Annotated in this window: 5 protein-coding genes; 3 read left to right on the top strand and 2 right to left on the bottom strand. The window is 45.5% G+C overall.

From position 1 onward, the window contains the following. Positions 1–208: 208 nt before the first annotated feature. Both AB6E78_RS07690 and AB6E78_RS07685 read right to left on the bottom strand, forming a co-directional pair. Positions 209–787 carry a TetR/AcrR family transcriptional regulator gene (locus AB6E78_RS07690; RefSeq protein ID WP_017066051.1) on the bottom strand — a complete coding sequence of 193 codons (579 nt, stop codon included), beginning with the start codon at positions 785–787 and terminating at the stop codon, positions 209–211. Continuing rightward, the gene (locus tag AB6E78_RS07685; protein WP_372050967.1) at positions 784–2,220 is read right to left on the bottom strand and encodes a coniferyl aldehyde dehydrogenase; all 1,437 of its coding nucleotides are present in this window, start codon (positions 2,218–2,220) and stop codon (positions 784–786) included. Before AB6E78_RS07685 ends, AB6E78_RS07690 begins: the two co-directional genes overlap by 4 nt. A 561-nt stretch (positions 2,221–2,781) precedes the next feature. On the opposite strand from AB6E78_RS07685, the gene speA reads away from it, so the two are divergent. The 3 genes from speA to AB6E78_RS07670 all read left to right on the top strand — a co-directional run bounded on the left by speA (position 2,782) and on the right by AB6E78_RS07670 (position 24,198). Further along, positions 2,782–4,689: an arginine decarboxylase gene (speA, locus tag AB6E78_RS07680; protein WP_372134196.1), complete on the top strand. Its 1,908-nt coding sequence runs from the start codon at positions 2,782–2,784 to the stop codon at positions 4,687–4,689. Continuing rightward, a complete protein-coding gene (speB, locus tag AB6E78_RS07675) occupies positions 4,689–5,615 on the top strand; it encodes an agmatinase (RefSeq protein ID WP_372112242.1) in 927 nt (308 codons plus the stop codon). The genes speA and speB overlap by 1 nt, the downstream gene beginning before the upstream one ends. Before the next feature lie 661 nt (positions 5,616–6,276). Continuing rightward, positions 6,277–24,198, top strand: coding sequence for a retention module-containing protein (locus AB6E78_RS07670; RefSeq protein WP_372153754.1), 17,922 nt, complete (start codon positions 6,277–6,279; stop codon positions 24,196–24,198). The last annotated feature ends 6 nt before the right edge of the window (positions 24,199–24,204 follow it).

Genomic DNA, 24,204 nt, shown 5'->3' with positions numbered 1-24,204 from the left:
TTATGGCGTTATTCTCTTTTGAAATGATGGTGGGATGGTACTGAAAGAAAGTACTCTGAGTCAATATGTTGAGGTGATTAAATTGTGTTCAAATAATTAAAGCGCCTTTGTGGCGCTTTAGTGATCATTATTGGAAATCAGTTGAGTCTAGAACTTATATCTTTGGGTTTAGAGCTTAGAGCTTAGAGCCTTGGGCTTAAAGCTAAAGCTACTTGGTTTGCCCACCAACGGCGCGCCAACACATATCAAAGCTATCGTTGATGTACTTCGATGTTTGCTCTGGTGGAGACTCGCTTTGTTCAATCAGCCAGTTTGCACAAATCAGAAAGTGGCTATGAATGAAGTGTCTAACAAGGTTAATGTCCAACACCATCAATTCACCATCTTGTTGCCCTTTCAAAATGATCTCGTCTAGCGATGCGAACATCTGTGAAACAATCACTTCTCGAGTTTGAGTCGTTGGGTCGAAATGAACATTGGTGAAGAACTTCATCGCAACCGGATTCTCTAATGCCCACTCAATTCCTGTGATCCACATGAACTTAAAGGTTTGGTAGCGATCTTCTACAGCCACATCAGTGTGCGGTTGAAGGGTCGAGAATAGCTCTAGCTTCAGCTCGCGAAACAGTTCATCAATCAATAGAGATTTATTCTCGAAGTGGTGGAACAACGTCGCTTTTGCCACGCCGGCTGTTTTCGCTATTTGTCCGGTAGATGTGCCCTCTAGCCCTTGTTGAGAGAAGAGCAGGAGTGCAGCATCTAGGATTTTTTGTCTTTTGGTGATCATCTATTGAGTACTTTGAACATCAGTTTCTTGATTGGGTTGTTGTAAGGAGGATGCATTAACTTGGTGAAGTTGATTTTTCCTCTACTTAGAACGGTTTTGGCATGGCTAAGGGTCTTGAAGCCCTCAATGCCGTGATAGTGTCCCATGCCTGAAGGGCCGATGCCACCGAATGGTGCGTCTTCTGCAGCCACATGCACCAAAGAATCATTAATACACACGCCGCCAGAGTGCGTGTCTGATAAAAGCTTGTCTTGGGTTTCTTTATTATGGCTCATTAGGTACAGAGCCAGTGGGCGTTCTCTCTCTGTGATGTAATTGATTGCTTCTTCGATGGAATCATAAGGCACGATAGGCAAAACAGGACCAAACAGCTCTTCTTGCATCGCGAGCATCTCATCGTTCACTTCGGTGAGAAGGTGCGGCGTCATTCTGTGGTTTACATCGTCTTGTGCTTGTTCGGTTACCGTGTGAATAACCGCGCCTTTGGCTTGTGCGTCTTCAATGACACCTTTCAAGCGATTGTATTGGCGCATGTTGATCACTGAGGTTAAGTCTTTGCTCTCAATACCGGCTTTATAAAGCTTCTTGAAATAACGCTTATAGGCTGTGATGAACTCGTCTGATTTTTCTCGCGGCAATAAGATGTAATCAGGCGCTACACATATCTGGCCAGCGTTTAGACTCTTGGCAAACAAGATACGTTCAACAGCGTCAGCCACATCAAAGTCAGGGGCAATGATGGTTGGAGATTTGCCGCCTAATTCCAAGGTAACTGGTGTTAAGTTGTTAGCCGCTGCTCTCATAACGTGTTTACCCACAGCGGTTGAGCCTGTGAAAAGGATATGGTCAAACGGCAGTTGGCTAAATTTAGCGGAAACGTCAGCTTCGCCTTCGATAATCGCAACCTGATCTTCACTAAAGCCTTCGGCCAACATCGCTTTTAAAACTCGGTTGGTCGCTGGAGTAAACTCCGACATCTTGAGCATCGCCGTGTTGCCCGCTGCTAACGCTGTGATCAGAGGGCCTAAAGAGAGCATGACTGGGAAGTTCCAAGGCACGATGATACCAACCACACCTACTGGCTGATAATGAACCGTGATCTTTGCTGGCGTTAGCATCAAACCAGCTTTGCGGCGCGATGGCTTCAACCACTTCTTAAGGTTCTTCACGCTGTAATTGATCTGGTGAAGAGAAGGGGTGATATCAGCAATCAAGCTGTCGTGCTTTGCTCGATGGCCATAATCTTCAGATACTGCCTCAATCAATTGCTCTTGATAGCGCATTAACAACGCTTTTAATACTGAGAGGTTTTCTCTTCTCTGCTCAAGCGTAGGATTAACGTTATTGCGGTAGTGATCTTTTTGTCGGTTGAACATTTGATCCATGTCGTTGGTGCTCGACGTGTTTGGTTCAAGGTCTAGATTATGGCTCATAGTATCCCCTAAATTCGAAAGCTGACCGATTGGTTGGTCAGTTAAAATTACAAGAAGATCGAACCGAATACAAGATATGTGCGAGAAAAGTTCAATTATTGAGCGGTTGCAACATTGAAGTGAGCGACTTTTAGTTGGAAGAATGAAGTGTTAATCGGTATTGAATCGCGGGGTACAAACTGTGTTGGTGATAGTGAGAGTTCGGATTGTGAAGTGCTTATATTTGTCACAACTCTGACTTAACCTCACTCAATTTACTAAAAATCTTTTGGTTTCTGCACATTTTTTCTCCCTAATTTAATGTGAGAAATTGCTTTATATTTAATGCGCTTCAGCCTGTTTTTTACCCTAAAACCTTGTAATTCCTTACCTGTCATTTTAAGTCGATCTGTCGATAAAAAAACGTAATCGTCACCACAAATATCAATGGTTGGACTCGCTCTTAATAATATCGGTTAATGCAGCCAACAAATCGTTTTTGAACGCTTTTTGTTGGGTTATACCTCGCTATTCCAAAGAGGTATCTTCTGTCGATGGCCCTATAGTGTGAGGTCTCTAGAATTGGAAAATTCGGTTAATTTGGAACGCATCCGTGCTGAGTATAATGTAAAGCACTGGAGCCAAGGTTTTTATGGAATTGATGATAACGGTGAGGTGTATGTTTCACCGAGCGAAACCGATCATCAAGTTCCGCTAAGTCAGATCGTAAAACAGTTAGAGCAGCGAAATATTGGTTTGCCTGCTCTTGTGCGTTTTCCTCAAATAGTGCATCAACGTGTGCACAATATCTGTAACGCATTTAACCAAGCGATCGACGAATATCAGTACGACAATCGTTACCTACTTGTTTATCCGATTAAAGTTAACCAACAAAAAGAAGTGGTTGATGAGATCTTAGCGAGCCAAGCTCAATTAGAGCAGAAGCAGCTTGGTTTAGAGGCGGGCAGCAAGCCTGAACTATTAGCGGTATTGGCACTGGCTCAAAAAGCGAGCTCTGTGATCGTGTGTAACGGTTACAAAGACAGAGAATACATCCGCCTTGCACTGATTGGCGAGAAGCTAGGGCACAAGGTTTTTATCGTTCTAGAGAAGCTGTCAGAGCTTGATCTTGTTCTTTCTGAAGCGAAAGCTCTGGGTGTGAAACCTCGTTTGGGTTTACGTATCCGTCTTGCTTCTCAAGGCGCAGGTAAATGGCAAGCAAGTGGTGGTGAGAAGTCGAAATTCGGTTTGTCTGCATCACAAGTGCTTACTGTTATCGAACGCTTGAAAGCCGAAGACCAGCTGGATGTACTTGAACTCGTGCACTTCCACCTAGGTTCACAAATGGCAAACATTCGTGACGTGCGAAATGGCGTGAGTGAAGCGGCTCGTTTCTACTGTGAACTGCGTGATATTGGCGCTCAACTGAAGTTCTTAGATGTTGGTGGTGGCTTGGCAGTCGATTACGACGGCACGCGTAGCCAATCTTCAAACTCAATGAATTACGGCTTGCTTGAGTACGCTCGTAACATCGTGATGACAGTAGGGGATATTTGTAAACTCTACAATCAGCCACAACCTGTGATTATTTCGGAGTCTGGTCGCTCACTGACTGCGCACCATGCTGTGTTGATCACCAACGTGATTGGTACTGAAAGCTACTCACCGGAAGATATGGCTGCGCCAGAAGCAGACGCACCACTGTTGCTAAACAACATGTGGAAGAACTTCTTGGAGTTAGATGCAGGTAATGATGACCGCGCGCTGATTGAGATCTACAACGACACGCAAAGTGATATCGCAGAAGCACACAACCAATTTGCGACAGGCATGCTGAACCTTCAGCACCGTGCTTGGGCAGAACAGATGTCTTTGCGTATTAACTATGAACTTAGCTCTCGTATGAGTACTAAGAACCGCTACCACCGTCCAATCTTGGATGAGTTGAGTGAGCGTTTGGCTGATAAGTTTTTCGTGAACTTCTCTTTGTTCCAATCGTTGCCAGATGCTTGGGGTATCGATCAGGTGTTCCCTGTATTGCCTCTAAGTGGTTTGGACAATGCGGACGAGCGACGCGCGGTAGTACTGGATATCACATGTGATTCTGACGGTACGATCGATCAGTATGTTGACGGCCAGGGCATTGAAACAACGTTGCCAGTTCCAGCATGGAACCCAGACGAACCTTACCTGATGGGCTTTTTCCTAGTAGGCGCATACCAAGAGATCTTGGGTGATATGCATAACCTATTTGGTGATACGCACAGTGTTGTGGTGAATGTTGATGAAAGTGGTCAAGCGAATATCGACTACATCAACGAAGGCGACACAGTAGAAGACATGATGCGTTATGTTCATATCGATATGGACCTAATTCGTCAGAACTACAAAGAATTGGTAACGGCGAAAGTACCAGCTCAAGAACAGCAAAGCGTACTTGAAGAGTTAGAGCAAGGCTTGATGGGTTACACCTATCTTGAGGATTTTTAATGAACGATCTATTTACGAAACCAGATTACTCGCTGTATTCCAATGCGATGACGTTTATGCGTCGTCCTTTGGCACAGAACCCAATCGACAACGATGCTGATGTGGTTGTATTAGGCGCGCCGTTAGATATGGCGACGTCTGGTCGACCGGGTGCACGTATGGGACCGGATGCGATTCGTCGTGCGTCGGTAAACTTGGCGTGGGAAGGTAAAAAGTTTCCTTGGGGCTTCAATGTATTTGAACATACCTCGGTGATTGATGCTGGCGATCTTGTGTTTGATTGCGGTGATGCTGAAGACTTAACTCAGCGTTTAGAAGCAGCCGCTGATGCGATTCTAAACAGTGGTAAAACACTGTTAGGTTTAGGTGGTGACCACTTCATTACATTGCCTTTGCTAAGAGCATACGGCAAGAAGTACGGTGAAATGGCTCTGATTCACTTCGATGCACATACTGACACGTACAGTCAGGGCAGTCGTTACGATCACGGTACCATGTTCTACCATGCGCCTAATGAAGGTTTAATCTCGCCTGAGCATTCTGTGCAAATTGGTATTCGTACCGAGTACAAGCAGGAAGGACACGGCTTTAACGTTATTAACGCGATGCAAGCGAACGACATGAGCGTGGACGAGATCATTGCTCAAGTGAAAGGCATTGTCAGTGATAAGCCAGTTTACCTAACGTTTGATATCGACTGTCTGGATCCTGCTTTTGCTCCGGGTACAGGTACTCCGGTTTGCGGCGGTTTGAATTCAGATAAAGTTCTGAAAATTATCCGTGGCTTGCAAGGTATCAACATGGTTGGTATGGACGTTGTAGAGGTTTCTCCAGCGTATGACCAAAGCGAGATTACAGCATTGGCTGGTGCGACGATTGCTCTCGAGCTACTTTACGTCTGGACTGCAAATCGCCTTGCTAAATAATAGTGTGTCATTGTTAACAGCGTAACGCTATATACTGATTTTAAAGCCCACTAAGGTTCAACTTAGTGGGCTTTTTTTGGATACCTCGAAATATCCATTTGCAACTTCTACTCATTGTCCCTGCATACCCATTCAATACTCTAATTGTTGTATATGTAATTGACGCCATATACGGTGTTTGAACAGTTTCTCATCAGCTTTATGCTGCACCTTGTCTCAAATATGGGATTTAGTTCTTCTTTGGGGTTTAGGTATATATCGACCCTATCAATCGCCCATAAATCCTAATGATTTATCAACTTTATTACTGTATATATTTATAAAAATTTGAGGTGTAATTAAGATGTGCGTTTTACTGCATATTAATCAACACCCTATAAACTTTTGCTTAGTCCATGAACAAACTAAAGTGAATGCCTAGATTTGTGAAAAGAAGTCACTTCCCACAGACATGACATTTCGGATAATGAAGACTAGGCTTAAGGTTAAGTAAACTATAAAAAAAACAGGCGAAACAGAACTGACTCATCACATACATCAGTCTATGTAATTGATTGTTAATGCAGAGAATAAGTTCTGAATATAATTTAAGCCTGAAACCGTTATTACTATCATTTTCACGATGTTGGGCAATACAGCATTTTGTGACCTCGGGGGATATATGGGTATTGAAGTTTCGCGCCAAGCTGCAGTTGTAGAGGTAGTGAGTGGAGAAGTCATTGCAGTTAAGTCTGACGGAAGCGCACGGAAAATTTCAGCTGGAGATATTATTCGTGAAAACGAGATTGTTATCACTGCCAACCAAGCAGAGCTTGTATTAGGTACCCCAAACGGTGTCACTGAGGTGGCAAGCAATTGCGTTGGCTGTGTTGATCAAGATTTAGCGTGGGCTGATGCTCCGATCGCTGGAGAAGTTAATTTTGATTTACAGCAAGCCGATGCGGGAGATTTTGATGATGAATTTGCTGCTATCCAAGAAGCCATTTTAGGTGGTGCCGATCCGACTCAAATCTTAGAGGCAACAGCGGCTGGTGGCGGACTAGGCTCTGCAAATGCCGGCTTTGTGACGATTGACTATAACTACACTGAAACTCATCCATCGACTTTCTTTGAGACCGCTGGTCTAGCAGAACAAACTGTTGATGAAGACAGAGAAGAATTCAGATCTATCACTCGTTCATCAGGTGGTCAATCAATCAGTGAAACACTGACTGAAGGCTCCATATCTGGCAATACTTATCCCCAATCTATAACAACCACAGAAACGATTATTGCTGGTAGTTTAGCTCTCGCTCCTGACTCTTTCGTACCAGAAACGCTATCCCTCGCTTCACTGCTTAGTGAATTAAACAGCGACATTACTTCAAGTGGCCAGCCCGTCACCTTCACGTATGACGCGGCGACTAATTCTATCATTGGTGTTCAAGGTACCGACGAAGTATTACGTATCGACATTGATGCCGTCAGTGTTGGCAATAACATTGAGCTTTCTCTAACCACAACGATTTCTCAACCGATTGATCATGTACCGTCTGTTGGCGGTGGTCAGGTTTCTTATACAGGCGATCAAATTAACATCACTTTTGATATTCAAGGTGAAGACTCCGCCGGAAACCCATTAGCAACACCAATCAATGCGCAAGTCGCCGTGGTTGATGGGATAGATCCCTCAGCTGAAAGTGTCAATATCACTAACGTTGAAACTAGCAGCGCGGTAATCGAAGGAACGTTCTCCAATATTGGTAGTGATAATCTTCAATCAGTCGTATTTGATGCAAGTGCACTCGACCAGTTTGATGGGTTGCTCAGTGACAATCAAAACACGCTTGCGAGACTGTCTGACGATGGAACAACGATTACTCTGTCCATCCAAGGTCGAGGTGAGGTTGTTCTCACTATCTCTCTAGATACCGATGGCACCTATAAATTCGAGCAGTCTAATCCGATAGAACAAGTGGGTACCGATTCACTGACGTTCGCTTTGCCAATCACGATTACCGATTTTGACCAAGATGTTGTAACCAATACGATCAACATTGCCATTACTGATGGCGATAGCCCTGTTATCACTAATGTTGACAGTATTGATGTTGATGAAGCGGGTATTGTTGGCGGCTCACAAGAGGGCACGGCGCCAGTGTCTGGCACTGGCAGTATCACCGCGGACATTTTTGAAAGTGACATCATTGACCATTATGAACTTGAACCTGCAGAATTTAATACTGGTGGCAGCTTGGTTTCAAATGGCGAGGCTGTGCTACTTGAGTTGATTGATGAAACCAACGGTGTAAGAACTTACGAAGGTTATGTTGAGGTCAATGGTTCGAGAATTACGGTCTTTGACGTTAAAATTGATAGCCCTTCATTGGGGAGCTACGAATTTAATCTGTATGAAGACCTTTCACATCAAGGCGCTGAAGATACGCTGCTAACTTTTGCATTGCCAATTTATGCTGTTGATGCCGATGGCGACCGTTCTGCACTGTCTGGAGGCTCTAGTACACCAGAAGCCGCTGAGATTCTCGTTAATGTCACAGATGATGTTGTTGAGCTAGTTGATAAAGTTGAGTCAGTCACGGAACCAACTTTAGCCGGCGATACCGTTGTTTCGTATAACCTATTCAACTTCGAAGGCGCTGATGGCTCGACAATTCAATATTTTAACTATGATGGTGTTGATTACTCACTAGATCAGAGCTTGCTGCCAGATGCTGTTCAAACATTCAGTTTTACTGAGGGTGTTGTAACCATCTCACTAAATGGCGATTTTAGTTTTGAAGTTGCGCGCGATATTGACCATACAAACAGTGAAACCATTGTAAAACAGTTCTCGTTTTTAGCTGAAGATGGTGATGGAGACACTGACACTTCAACACTTGAGCTAAGTATCACTGACGGTCAAGATCCAATCATTGATTTGATCCCGCCAGTTACTCTCTCAGAAGCCAACCTTGCTGATGGATCCTCTCCAAGTGGAAGTGCGGTCAGCGCTACCGAGACGATTACCTTTACTGCTGGTAGTGATGATGTAGCTAAATTTCGTATTGAACCAACTGAATTCAATGTCGATGGGACACTGAAATCGAATGGGTTTGCGGTTGAGATAAAAGAAGACTCTGCTATTCAGGGCACTTACATCGGTTTTATTACCAACGCTTCTGGCTCTGAAATCCCAGTATTCACCATTAGTTTCTCTGCTACTACGTTAGGTGAATACACCTTTACCTTACTTGAAGCGCTAGACCATGTGGATGGCCTAGATAAAAACGATTTAAGCTTTGAGCTTCCTGTTTATGCGGTAGACAGCGATGGCGATGACTCATTGGTGTCTCAGCTTAATGTGACTATTGGTGATGACGTTCAAATCATGCAAGACGGTACGTTAGATATCATCGAGCCAAATCTTGCTGACGGCACTGTAACAACCAACACCATTGACGTGATGCCCGATCAAAGTGCAGATGGCGCGACCATCACTCAGTTCAATTATGACGGTGTCGTAAATACACTGGATCAAAGTATTTCAGGCGAGCAGCAGTTTAACTTCGCAGAAGGTCGCTTGTTCATCACCCTTGAAGGTGAAATGCGTTTCGAGCCAAACCGTAACCTAGACCACTCTGCGAGTGAAGACATTGTTAAGTCGATAGTCGTGACGTCGAATGACTTTGATAACGACCCGGTGACATCAACCGTTACTTTGACCATTACTGATGGTGATAACCCTACTATCGATGCTGTTCCGAGTGTTGCTCTTGAAGAATCGGATCTCGCTGATGGCTCATCACCAAGCGGCAGTGCGGTTAGCCAAACAGAAACCATCACTTTCACCAACCAAAGTGACGATGTTGAGAAATTCCGTTTAGAGCCTAGTGAATTTAACGTTGGCGATTCTCTCACGTCCGATGGTCTGGTGATCGAGATTAGAGAAGAACCTGCAGGTTCGGGTAATTATATCGGTTTCACGACTGATATTTCGAATACTGAAACTACCGTTTTCACTCTTGATTTCAGCAGTACTAATTTGGGTGAATACACCTTTACGCTTATCGAAGCGATTGACCACACGCCGATTCAAGGCAATAACGACCTCACATTCAACTTGCCTGTTTACGCCGTCGATAGCGACGGTGACGACTCTCTGATGTCTCCGTTGGCGGTGACGATCACCGATGACGTTCAAGTGATGGTCAATAGCTCACTCGATATTGAAGAGCCAACGGTCTCGGATTTAGCGGCAGGTACGCCGACCACGACAACGGTTAATGTTCTTGATGAAGAAGGCGCTGATGGAACGACCATTACTCAGTTGACCTACGATGGTGGAGCGGTACTAACACTTGACCAAAGCGATACGGGTGAACAGAAATTTGATGTTCCTGAGGGTTCGCTGTATATCACCCTACAGGGCGACGTGCGTTTCGAGCCTAATCGCAATCTCGACCACACAGGTGGAGACATTGTTAAATCGATAGTGGTGACCTCAAGTGATTCTGATAACGATCTTGTTTCCTCAACGGTTACGCTGACCATTACCGATGGCGATATTCCAACGATTGATAATGTACCAAGTGTTACGCTATCTGAATCCAACCTGAGTGATGGCTCTACTCCAAGCGGCAGTGCGGTCAGTCAAACTGAGACGATTACCTTCACCAACCAAAGTGATGATGTGACGAGTTTCCGTATTGAACCTACTGAGTTCAATATTGGCGGCCTTCTAAAATCGAATGGACTGACGGTTGAGTTGAAAGTCGACCCAAGTACGCCGGGTGGCTACATCGGCTTTGTGACGACGGCGCCTAATGTTGAAACGAACGTGTTCACGATTAGTTTTTCGGATACCAATATCGGTCAATACACCTTCACACTGTTGGAAGCGTTAGATCACGTTGATGGGCTAGGAAATAACAACCTAAGCTTTGACCTGCCGGTTTACGCTGTTGATAAAGATGGTGATGATTCACTGGTGTCTCAACTCAATGTGACTCTCGGTGATGATGTCCAAATCATGCAAAACGGCACATTAGATATCGTTGAACCGAATGTTGCTGATTTGGCTGGTGGTACTGTAACGACCAATACCATCGATGTGATGCCAACGCAAAGTGCTGACGGCGCGACAATCATTCAGTTCACCTACGATGGTCAACTTCGAACACTTGATCAAACTGACAATGGCGAGCAAAAGTTCAGCTTCACGGAAGGAGAGTTATTCATTACTCTTCAAGGTGAAGTGCGTTTTGAGCCAAATCGTAATTTAGACCACACAACGAGCGAAGACATCGTGAAGTCGATTGTGGTGACTTCAAGTGACTTCGATAACGATCCCGTGACAGCAACGGTTACGCTGACGATTACCGATGGTGATATCCCAACCATCGATGCCGTGCCAAGCGTTACTCTATCTGAAACTAACCTTAGCGATGGCTCTAGCCCGAGCGGTAGCGCAGTAAGTCAAACCGAGACGATTACTTTCACTAACCAAAGTGATGATGTGACGAGTTTCCGCATTGAACCAACTGAGTTTAATGTCGGTGGTGTACTGAAATCGAATGGGTTTGCGGTCGAGATAAAAGAAGATTCTGCTAATCCGGGCACTTACATAGGCTTTATTACCAACGGTTCGAGCGCTGAAGTCCCCGTGCTTACCATTAGCTTCTCTTCAGCCACGTTAGGTGAATACACTTTCACTCTACTTGAAGCGCTAGACCATGTTGCTGGCCTAGCGAACAATGATCTGAGCTTTGATCTGCCTGTTTATGCGGTAGACAGTGATGGTGATGATTCACTGGTATCGCAGCTTAATGTAACGATTGATGATGATGTTCAAATCATGCAAGGTGGTGCGCTCAATATTACCGAGCCGACCGTCGCTGATTTAGCGGCTGGTACACCGACCACGGCTACTTTTGATGTCATGCCAAACCAAAGTGCTGACGGCGCGACCATCACTCAGTTCACTTATGATGGCGTCGTAAACACCCTCGATCAAAATATTGCAGGCGAACAGCAGTTTATCTTCGCAGAAGGCAAACTGTACATTACCCTCGAAGGTGAAGTTCGCTTTGAGCCTAATCGAGATCTTGACCATACGGCCGGCGATATTGTTAAGTCGATAGTGGTGACCTCAAGCGATTTCGACAAAGACTCAGTCACGTCAACCGTTACGTTAACGATCACCGATGGTGATATACCAACCATTGATGTTATTCCAACGGTTAGCTTATCTGAAACGAACCTGACGGATGGTTCAGCCCCAAGTGGCAGTGCGGTAAGTCAAACCGAAACCATCACCTTCACTAATCAAAGTGATGATGTGGTCCGCTTCCGCCTTGAACCAACAGAGTTCAATACCAATGATGCACTCACATCGAATGGTTTAGCTGTTGAATTACGTGAAGATCCGCAAGGGTCGGGCAACTACATCGGATTTACAACCAGCTCGTCGAATGCGGTAACCACAGTATTTACGTTGAGTTTTTCTGGGACAACCTTAGGTGAATACACCTTTACCTTAATCGAAGCCTTGGATCATCAAGATGCACGTGGCAACAACGACCTGAGTTTTGATCTGCCTGTGTATGCGGTGGATAGTGACGGCGACGATTCGTTAGTCTCTCAGCTTGGCGTGACTATTGGTGATGATGTGCAGTTGATGCAAGGCGGCACAATAACCAGTCGTGAGCCTGCTGGAGTCGTCGAAACATCGAATACTCTGGACGTGATGCCAAATCAGAGCGCAGATGGAGCAAAAATCACTTCATTTGTGTTTGATGGAAACAGTGCAGAAAGCCTTGATCTCAATGTGAATGGCGAGCAAGAGTTTGTGTTCACTGAAGGTTCTGTATTTATTACCACAGAAGGTGAGATACGATTCGAGCCTGTGCGAAATCAAGATCACACGAGTGGTGATATTACTAAGACGATTGTTGTTACATCTACTGACCTTGATGGTGATATCGTCTCATCTACCGTGACATTGAAGATTACCGATGGTGATCTTCCAACGATCGATTTGGTCCCTGGAATTACGCTCTCAGAAGTGGATCTCGCTGATGGTTCTTCGCCAACCGGCAATCCAGTGGCGATGACTCAAGTTATTACCTACTCAGAGGGTAGTGACGATGTTAGTTATTTCAGAATTGACCCTGCTCAGTTCAATACTTCGGGGGCTTTGAAGTCGAATGGATTAGAGGTTGAGATTAAAGAGCAGCCAGCGAATTCTGGTAATTACATTGGCTTCGTCAAGGACGGTTCTAACGTCGAAACCAACGTCTTCACGATCAGTTTCTCGACAACCAATCTAGGGCAATATACGTTCACACTGCTTGAAGCGTTAGACCATACAGATGGATTACAAAACAATACTCTAAGTTTCGATGTCCCTGTTTTAGCGGTTGATACCGATGGTGATGATTCTGCAATGTCGCCAATGACCGTGGTGATCACCGATGATGTACAAGGCGTTCAAGATGGGGCGTTAAGTATCACTGAGCCTTCACTTGCTGATATAGCAGCAGGTACGCCAACCACGCCAACAATCGACGTTATGCCGACACAGAGTGCTGATGGCGCGAAAGTGACTCAGTTTATCTACGATGGTGGCACGGCTGTTACGTTAGACCCAACTGTGTCTACAGAACAAGTTTTTACCGTAACCGATGGCTTACTGTACATCACGATTGAAGGTGAGGTGCGCTTTGAACCAAGTAGAAATCTAGACCATTCATCTGGCGATATCGTGAGAACGATAGTCGTGACGACCAGTGATTTTGATAACGATACCGATACCGCGGATGTCACGTTGACGATCAAAGACGGAATTGATCCGGTTATCGATGTAGTGCCAGATATTAACCTATCGGAAGTTGGTCTTGCTGATGGCTCTATGCCGAGTGGTTCAGCGGTTAGCTCGACACAAACGATCACTTATACCGTGGGTAGTGATGATTTAAGCCACTTTAGAATTGCAACCAACGAGTTCAATCCTGGCGACCTACTCAAATCAAATGGTCTTGTTGTTCAGTTAAAAGAAGATCCTGCTTCACCTGGCGACTACATCGGGTTTACTGATGACGGGGCCGGTAACGTAACTAATGTATTCACCATTGATTTTGATAGCGTTAATAAAGGGCAGTTCACCTTCACTTTGATTGAGGCGTTAGATCACCTTGATGGTGATCTTAATAACAGCCTCAACTTCAACCTGCCTGTTTACGCCGTTGATACCGATGGTGATGATTCGGTTAAACGCGATGTCATGGTAACGATACAAGATGACATTCAACAGATGCAAGATGGCACGTTAAGCATCACAGAGCCAAATACTGGCACACCAACCACTGCTACTGTTGATGTAATGCCTACACCAAGTGCTGATGGGGCGACCATTACTCAGTTTACTTTTGGTGGCGGTTCAGCGATCACCTTGGATCAAACTAACAATGGCGAGCAAGAGTTTACCTTCACTGAAGGCTCATTGTTTGTCACGCTAAGCGGTGATGTAAGGTTCGAACCAAACCGAAATCTAGATCATTCTGCGGGCGACATTGTTAAGTCGATTGTGTTTACGTCTTCTGACTTTGATAAAGATACCTTTTCATCAACAGTCACGCTTACGATTGTTGATGGCGATGGACCAACAATCAACGTTGTGCCAAGTGTCAGCTTGTCGGAAAGCTTACTTGCGGATGGTTCGACACCTAGCGGAACGCCTGTCAGTGTGACTCAGACTATCACCTCGCTAGCGAGCAGTGATGACATTGGAAAAATAGTCGTTGAAGCTGGGCTGTTCAATACCAACGGCGTGTTGAAGTCTGATGGCCTTGAATTGAGTTTACGTGAGGAGCCTGCGGGTTCTGGCGACTACATTGCGTTTACGACGGATGGTTCGGGTGGTGAGAAAATCATATTCACCCTAGATTTTGATGATACTAATCCTAGCCAGTATACCTTTACGCTGCTTGAGCGTTTGGATCACGTTGATGGCTTAGGAAGCAACGATCTGAGTTTTGATCTTTCTGTTTACGCGCAAGACACCGATGGCGATATTTCAGCGTCTAAACCGCTTTCAGTAACCATCACCGATGATGTCCAGTTAATGAAGTCTGGTGCGCTTAGCATCACTGAACCAAGCACGGGCACACCTACCACAACGACATTTGATGTGATGCCTGCGCAAAGTGCTGATGGCGCCACCATAACCAAATTTACTTATGGTAGTCAGCCTGAAGAGTCTCTGGTGCAAACCAACACTGGTGAGCAAGAGTTTGTATTTACGGAAGGTTCGTTGTTTATCACGCTTGAAGGTGATGTGCGCTTTGAGCCTAATCGAAACCTGAATCATTCTGGTGGTGATATCGTTAAGACGATTACCGTGACATCAGAAGATAAAGACGGTGATATTGTTACTTCGACCGTGACATTGACGATTTCAGATGGTGCTCCACCGGTAATTGATACTGTACCAACGGTTGCATTGGAAGAAGCGAATCTCGTGGATGGTTCATCTCCGAGCTTACCTGTGAGCCAAACTGAAACCATTGCTTTCACAGCGGGAAGTGATGATGTGAGCTATTTCCGTATTGATACCACTCAGTTCAACACGTCTGGTGATTTGAAATCGGATGGCCTAGTGGTTCAGCTTAAAGAAGATCCAGCCAACAGCGGAACCTATATTGGTTTCGTTGAGAGTGGGGGTGTTCAAACGGATATCTTTACCATCACTTTTAATAGTGTAGTGCTAGGCGAATACACCTTCACTTTGTTGGAAGAGCTCGATCATCTGCCTGTGCAAGGCAACAACGATCAAGTATTCACTCTGCCAGTGATCGCGGTCGACCAAGACAATACCGACTCTGTGATGAAACCTTTGACCGTTACTATCACCGATGATGTGCCTGTCATTACCGATACGACAGCGACCAGCACATTTGTGGTTGATGAAGATGATCTCGGCTCTGCGATTTCTCAAGCAACAGGTGCATTTGTTACCACAGAAGGTGCAGACCAAGTAGAGGTTTACGAACTGCGTAATATCTCTGCGCTTGAAGCGACATTGACCTCTGGAACTGAAGCGATTTCTATTACAGAAGTCACAGGTGCCGCCAACACAACGACCTATCAAGGTACGACGACAAGTGGAACTCCTATCTTCACGCTCGCGCTAGCGAATGACGGCTCTTATACGTTTACGTTGCTAGGTCCTCTAAACCATCCAACAAGCCCGAATTCCAATACCTTGACGATTCCATTTGATGTCGTTGCGGTTGATGGTGACGGCGATGATTCTAACCAATATGTATTGCCAATCGAGGTGCTAGACGATGCGCCAGTAATGAGTGCGCCGACGGGTGAAACGGTTGTCGATGAAGACGATCTTACTGGTATTGGTTCCGATCAATCTGAAGACACCATTATTAATGGCCTGTTCACTGTCGATGAAGGCGCGGATGGTGTTGTGAAGTATGAACTGGTTGATGAAGATTTGGTTCTGACTGGCTTAACCTCCAACGGAGAAAGTTTAGAGTGGCTTGCTGTTTCACAAAGCGGCACAACATTTACTTACGTTGCTCAAACTGCAACGAGTAATGAAGCTGTGTTTGAGATTATTTTCGATACCTCGGATAACAGCTATCAGTTTGAATTGTTTAAACCACTTAAGCACCCTGATGGCGCGAATGAAAACGCAATTGACCTTAACTTTTCTGTTGTTGCAGAAGATTTTGATCAAGACCAATCAAACGCGATCGATTTGAAAATCACGGTGACTGATGATGTTCCATTGGTGACAACTCAATCGATCACACGAATTGAAGGCCAGGGCTATGGTAATTCCAAAGTTGACATGTTTGCTAATGCGACGGATGTCGGCGCGGATGGCGCGGTACTGAGTCGAATTGAGGGCATTACCAGTAATGGTGCAGATATTGTTTTCCGTACAGGAAACAGCGGGCCGTACAGCAGCAGTTTCGATTTAAATAGCGGTAGTCAACAAGTACGAGTGTACGAACAAACCGACGATGGTAGTGGTGGCGTGGACACCCGTGAGCTAGGGCGTTTGCGTATCAACTCAAATGGCGAGGTTGAATTTAGAGCTAACGGCTATCTCGATCATGACGGCCTAGACACCATCGATTTTTCGATTAATGTGATTGCGACGGATGGCGATTTAGATACCTCTGAAACACCGTTAGATATAACGATTACTGATAGGGACTCTACAAGAATCGCTCTGAAAGTGACGACCTTCGAGGATGCGGGTAGAGACTCAACCATACCTTATGCAACAGGCGATGAGCCGGCTCTTGAGAATATTCAAGATAACCAAAATGGTTTGCCTAATGCGCCAGCTCAAGTTGCGCTGCAAGTTAGTCTGTATGACCAAGATAACGCTGAATCTATTGGCCAGTTGACGATTAAAAGCCCGAACGGAGGTGATAGTCATCAAGGTACTTTTTATTACTTTGATGGTGCTGACTACATTGAATTAGTGCCTGAGTCAAATGGGAGCATTATATTTGGTCCTCCTCAACTCGAACAAAGCTTTGCTCCAAATCCGAATGAGCCAAGACAAACTATTGCGACGATAGACAACTTGTTCTTTGTTCCGGACCAACACGCTAGTTCGGATGAAACTGGTGGGCGCGTTCGTTATGAGCTAGAAATTGAGAAAAATGGCAATACGGATCACACCGTTAACTCAAACTTCAGAATCGAGATTGAAGCGGTAGCGGATATTGCAACGTGGGATGACGCCAACAGTACTTATCAGTATCAAGTGAATGAAGATGAAGACAATGTTACGTTGCAGCTGAATGCTGAATCGCAAGATAACAGTAATACTGAGACGATTACCTATGAACTTGAAGCAGTTGAAGGCGACGGGAAGTTTGAGTTACTTGATCAAAATGGCAATGTGTTAACGCCCGTTAATGGTGTTTATATCATCGCATCTGCTGATATCAATAGCACCGTAGTTAACCCAATCGACAACTTCTCTGGACAAATTGAGTTCAAAGCAACGGCAATTACCGAGGAAACACGTAACCAATACGATGATTCAGCCAATGGTGGCGTAGACAAAACGACCGCTCGCTCTGTAGAACAAAACATTATCATTGATGTGACTGCTGACGCCGACCCTGGAAAACTCAGTGTGAGCCGCATTAGGATCAACGAAGACAACATTGATGATCCTGATTATCTAGGTCCTCTTGATAATAAGGACGCATTCACGTTAGACGAAGTTATCACCATGACGGGATCCGTTGATACTGATGGATCTGAAGAACTCTTCGTTCGTATTAACAATATTACTGAAGGCGCGGTGCTTAGTAGTACTGATAGCAATGTAACCATCAACACCGTGACTATCAATGGCATCGTTTACCAAGAGATTGCTTATGCTGACTTAGCGAAAATTGAAGTTACTCCGACTAAACACAGCAATGTTGATTTTACCTTTGACGTAACCGGTGTGGTTAAAGATACCGCGAACCTATCTACAGGGGCACAAGTTGATGAAGAAATCCTAGGAACTAAAACGGTTAACGTTGAGGTTAAAGGGGTTGCAGATATTCCTTATGGCGGTACAAACGGTACGGCTTGGACAGCAATCACCGATGGCACAACACCTGGTGTTCAAACCACGATCCAAGAGAGCCAGAATGGAGACAGCTACGCCGAGCTTGATTTCACCGTGTTGTCGGGAGAGAGAAGACCTGATCCTGCAGCAGTAGATCAAACCCCATTACCTGACGATGGTTCAGAATCCATAACCGTTATCCTCTCGGGTATTCCTGATGGCGTTATTCTGGAAGACGGTGACGGTACCATTATTGACCTTAACTTTGTCGGTTACGAAACCGGTCCGGGTGGTAGCCCCGATCTTTCTAAACCTATCTACGAAGCGAACATCACTGACGCAGGTAAAACCTCAGGAATCCGCATCAGACCTGTCGATTCTTCAACAGAGAACATTCACATTCAGGGTAAAGTGATCGTGACTGAGAATGACGGTCATACGCTTACGTTTGACCAAGAAGTGCGAGTGTTAGTCGAACCTAGAATCGATACCTCAGCGACGTACAGCACAGTCACTAATGGCGATGAAGATACGGCGATCAGTATTGATTGGCACCCAGAGGGTACTGATTATATTGATGATGATGAGCATTTCACTTCTATTGTGATCAGTGCCATTCCGACAGATGTTGAAAGTGTTGTGGTTAATGGCGATGTAACTTGGGTTTACGATGCTTCAGCAGGCACTTTAACCATTACGCCGAAGAGTGGACAGACGGCAGAAGAGTTTACTCAAATTGCACTGAACAATAATTTTATTCAGATCACACCTGAACAAGACTCGAGCACCGACTTTACGCTTAATACGGTTGTCATGATCGAAGAGCGAGATCATGAGTATGTTGATGCGACTGATCCTGGTCAGGGCATCGCTACCGCGACAATCACGGGCTCGATTGATGTTATCGTACGTCCAGTCGTTGAGCCGAAAGACGCTAGCAACAAGCTTATCGTCGATGATGTGCTGGGTACTGGAGCACTAGCAACCGTAGTTGCTGATGCAAACACTGGCGTGATTAAGTTCACAACCAACAGCGATAATACATCGGTTACGGATGAGTTCGTCATTCGATATCAAGAAACAGATGCTTCGTCCGCTATCGAAGAAGTTGACCAGTTAGTTATTGAATTAACAAACGTGGACGGTTCGGAGCTATCAGATGCTGTACTCAATCAACTGCTCGTTATTGGCGCTGCTTATGAAGGCAATGGGCGCTGGGTTGTAACGAATGAAGACATATTTAGCATCAGTGCATCGAACGGCCTTGTTCTTCCTTCAGGAAACAGCGGGGCAGGAGGGTTCAATGACATCAAGATGGATATCTTTAGCACGGTAATAGACCGAGGTGATGGTGCTGAGGTTGAGTCATCTACGGCCGCTCGTAGGGACGGAGAAGTCACTCTGTCATTCCCTCAAGTGGTGGCTGGGAGTACTAAGGTTGCAGCCGATATTGATATAACACCAGACAGTGTTGTTGATGCGATTGAGGACACCCAGTTAGATCTGGGGACGGCATTGAATGGTTTAATTACTTTCTCGGGCGAAGATGACTCAACTGATCAAGTGACCATCATTATTGATGACAGTGTGACCATTAATCCAGGAGCGGTGAACGAAGTCACCTTCCCAATTAGTTTATCGGGAAGCAGCGACCTAGACTTTGTTAATGGCAAATATGTATTCCAGACTACCGTCGATCAAGGGGTCTCGACCGACCTCTCTGGACTACTGCTTAACTTACCAGCCGACTACTCCGGCGACTTTAGGTTGCCGTTGACGATAGTAACTAAAGACGTATTGTCGGGGGATGAGAAAACTCTAGTGACAGAAGTAGTCATTAAAGTTGCTCCTGATGTTGAAGGTAACCCAGATATTGACGTTACTGTCGTTGGTTCGCTTGACGATTCGTTTAACCTTGTCGATACCGACGGTCAAGCAGGGCAAGATCCAGTCGGCTACGAAGATACCTATATCCAACTTGATTTCAGCTCGACCATTGATGACCAAGTAAGCGGAGTTGAAGGTGGTGACGAAAAATTCACCTCTATCACACTGACGTTAAATGACACGAGTGTTGGGGCTTTCTATACCAGCGCAGGGGTATCGCTTGGCACATCGGTGACCTTTAATGAAGCTGAGATTAATGCAGGCGCGTTGGATAATGTACTATTCCGACCGGCGTTAAATTACCCAACAGATAATGACGTAAATCAGGTGCAAGTGAATGTCAGCGGGACGATTACCGATACTGCTACATACAATGATGCAGCTTCGCCAACTGGCAGCGCGACTGATACCGATACTTTCTCTACCAATGTCAGTTTTGAAGTCGTTCCTGTGGTGGATGACGTGTCTGTCACTGGCCCGGGTAGCGATCCTGATGTTATCGAGATTACGGGTACTGAGGACCAGCTGATTTCTTTGTCGGGCACAGGGCCTGTATCGATTGCACTGACTGACCTTGATGGCTCAGAACAGTTTGTGTCGATTAAGTTTACAGATGTACCTGATGGCTTCCAGATGCGTGCAGATGCTGGTTCGGCATACACGGTGAAGAATAATGGTGGTGGTGAGTGGAGTGTTCAACTACCTCAAGCATCAGGGTTATCGTTCGACTTGAGTGAGATTTCGATTTTACCGCCTAAGGACTTCAGTGGTACGGCTGAATTTGGTGTTGCCGTATTTACTCAAGAATCTTTGTTGGGTGTGCCTACTGCAGCATCAAATCTGCCAAGCTTTAAGCTGCATGTGGTACCTGTGGGTGATGATGTTGATACTAATCCAACAGATTCTGTGACAGGTAACGAAGGTCAAAACATTGATATCGAAATCAATGCGACGATTTTGGATAAAGAGCTATCTGCAACGGGCAACGGCACTTATACCGAGAATGCACCAGAGACACTTCGAGTAGAAGTTGCGGGCGTTCCTCAAGATGCCTCTATCTATTATCCAGACGGCACAACCTTGGCTAGTTATGATCCAGTTACGCAGCTTTGGACACTTGATGTTCCTGCACAGTCGCTCGATAAGATCGTATTCAATTCAGGTGAACACAATAGCGATACGGGTAATGTATTAGGCATTAATGGCCCGCTGCAGATTACCGTTCGCTCTGTGGATACTGACGCTGATAACACCGAATATTTGGGGACGCCAACCAGCTTCGATGTTGATCTGGTGATTGATCCTATTAACGATCAACCGATCTTTGTGAACGTAACGAATATTGAAACATCGGAAGACATTAGTGTTGCTATCGACAACTTTAGTATCTACGACGTTGATGCTAACTTTGATAATCCAGACGCTCCGTATGTTCTTACGTTGCAAGTCGATCAAACACTTCCGGGAGCGCAAGGTGTGTTTGAGTTTACGAGCTCACCTGACGTGACGTTTGTATTGCAACCTGGTGGCTCATTGGTGATTACCGGTAAAGAAGCCGACATCAATACCGCATTGACTAATGGAGCCGTGACTTTCAAACCAGACCCAGACCAGAACTATCTCAACCAGAGTGGTTTAGTCACGATTAATGCAACACTCGATGACGGCGGTAATAATGGCTTGATTGATGCGGGTGATCCGAATACAGCACAGACCAACCAAACTACTTTCACCATTAAAGTAACGGAAGTGAATGACGCTCCTGTGGCAACTGATGTTGATTTAGGTTCGATTGCTGAAGATGGTCAAATAGTGATTGTGGAAGGAGACTTGATTTCAGTAAGTTCTGACATTGAAAACCATAACCTGACGGTTACGGGTGTAACTCTGACTCAAGGACAAGGCCAATTAACGCGCTTTGAAAACGCAGGTGGCGCCGATAACGCGGCGATTACCGGACCATTCTGGCTGTTCGTTGCAGATAATGATTTCAACGGTGATGTGAAATTCAACTATTCCATTATCGATGATGGCACAACCAATGGTGTGGATGATTTCTTGACCGATAGCGCTGAAATTAGCCTCATCGTAACGGAAGTGAATGATGCACCTGTCGCGACAGACGTTGATTTAGGTTCGATTGCAGAAGATGGTCAAATCGTCATTGTTGAAGGGGATTTAATTGCAGCAAGCTCTGACCCAGAAAACCACAACTTAACAGTAACTGGTGTAACTCTGACTCAGGGACAAGGCCAACTAACCCGCTTTGAAAATGCAGGTGGCGCCGATGACGCGGCGATTACCGGACCATTCTGGCTATTTGTAGCGGACAACGACTTTAACGGTGACGTTAAATTCAATTACTCAATTACTGATGACGGTACAACTAATGGCGCGGATGACTTCCTAACCGACAGTGCTGAAATTAGTCTTGAAGTAACGGAAGTGAATGACGCTCCTGTAGCAACGGACATCGACTTAGGCAACATCCTTGAAGAAGGTCAGTTGATCATCAAAGAGGGCGATTTAATTGCTGCGACGAGCGATCCGGAAAACGACACGATTACCGTGACTAATCTGGCGCTCGATGAAGGCCAAGGTCAACTACAACGCTTCGAGAACGTAGGTGGTGCTGATGATGCTACGATCACTGGCCCATACTGGGTATTTACGGCAGCTGATGAATACAACGGCAACGTTAAGTTTACCTATACCGTAGAGGATGATGGTACAACCAACGGCGCTAATGACTTCCTAACGGATACAGCGGAGATCACCGCGATTGTCGATGGAGTGAACGATACACCGGTCGTTAATGGTGACAGTGTCACTACGGTTATTGACGAGGATGCTGGTCAACTGTTGAGTGGTATCAATGTCAGTGACCCTGATTATGTAGATACATTTTCTGATGATCTGATGACCGTCACGCTGACGGTGGATTACGGTACATTGAATGTATCACTTCCAGCAGTGACGACGGTTGTTGTTAACGGCAACAACACGGGTTCAGTCATCTTAGTGGGGACATTGAGTGACCTGAATGCGTTGATTGATACGCCAACCAGTCCAAATGGTGTTTTCCTTGATGCGAGCCTGTCTCCAACCAATAGCATTGGATTAGAAGTTGTTGCCAAAGACAGCGGCAACCCTTCAGGTATTGCGATAGAGACAGCACCTGTGGTTTACAACATCGCGGTGACGCCAGTGGCGAATGCCCCAACCCTGTCTATCGATAGTGCGACTAACTACGTGAGAAACATTACTGCGAGTCAGTCTGTGAGTGCGAGTGGCATTCCTTTAGTTGGGATTATCGCAGCCTTAACGGACATTACAGAAGAGCTAACGCTGCATATCAGTGATGTACCTGCTGGCGCTCAAATCACCAGTGCTGCGGGTTCTGTGACGGATCTTGGCGGTGGTGTTTGGGTAGCAACGGCAGATGCAATTGAAAGCTTGCAAGCGGTTGGGCTTTCTCAAACTCCAGGTAACTACACACTGAAAGTCGAGGCGGTTTCTGAAGAGACTGACAACAACGATACAGCAACCTCTGCATCGATTGACCTTAACTTGAACATTGTGTCTAACGCAGTTGATATTAACTTGGCTTCGGAAACCGATGATGTTCAGTTACTGGCTGGTGCTAATGCGACTGACTTAACGGGTGGTTCAGGGAATGATCGACTTGAAGGTGGCGCAGGTGACGATACGCTTGTTGGCGGTGACGGTAACGACACCCTGATTGGCGGCGGAGGCTCAGACATTCTGACTGGTGGTGATGGTATGGACTCGTTCGTATGGCTTAACATCGAAGATGGTGTTGAAGATACGATTACCGACTTTGATTTGTCGGAAGGGGACAGCATTGACTTGAGAGAAGTGTTGCCGGAGCTTAAAAATACATCTCCAGACATGACCGCGTTGCTACAACAAATAGACGCGAAAGTGGACGGGGATGATATTGAGCTTACGATCAACCCGGATGGCTTAGGTACTACGGAACAGGTGATTGTGGTTGAAGACCTTGCGCCACAGCTAACCTTAAGTAGCACCATGCCTTCGGACATTCTGGATGCATTGGTACAGCAGAATGTGATAACTCACGGTTAAAGCGAA

Origin of the sequence: Vibrio sp. 10N.247.310.98 (genome assembly GCF_041467395.1) — a bacterium.
Classification (GTDB): domain Bacteria; phylum Pseudomonadota; class Gammaproteobacteria; order Enterobacterales; family Vibrionaceae; genus Vibrio; species Vibrio crassostreae_C.
The sequence above is the reverse complement of the archived record's forward strand: the minus strand, read 5'-3'. Positions and strand labels throughout refer to the sequence as shown.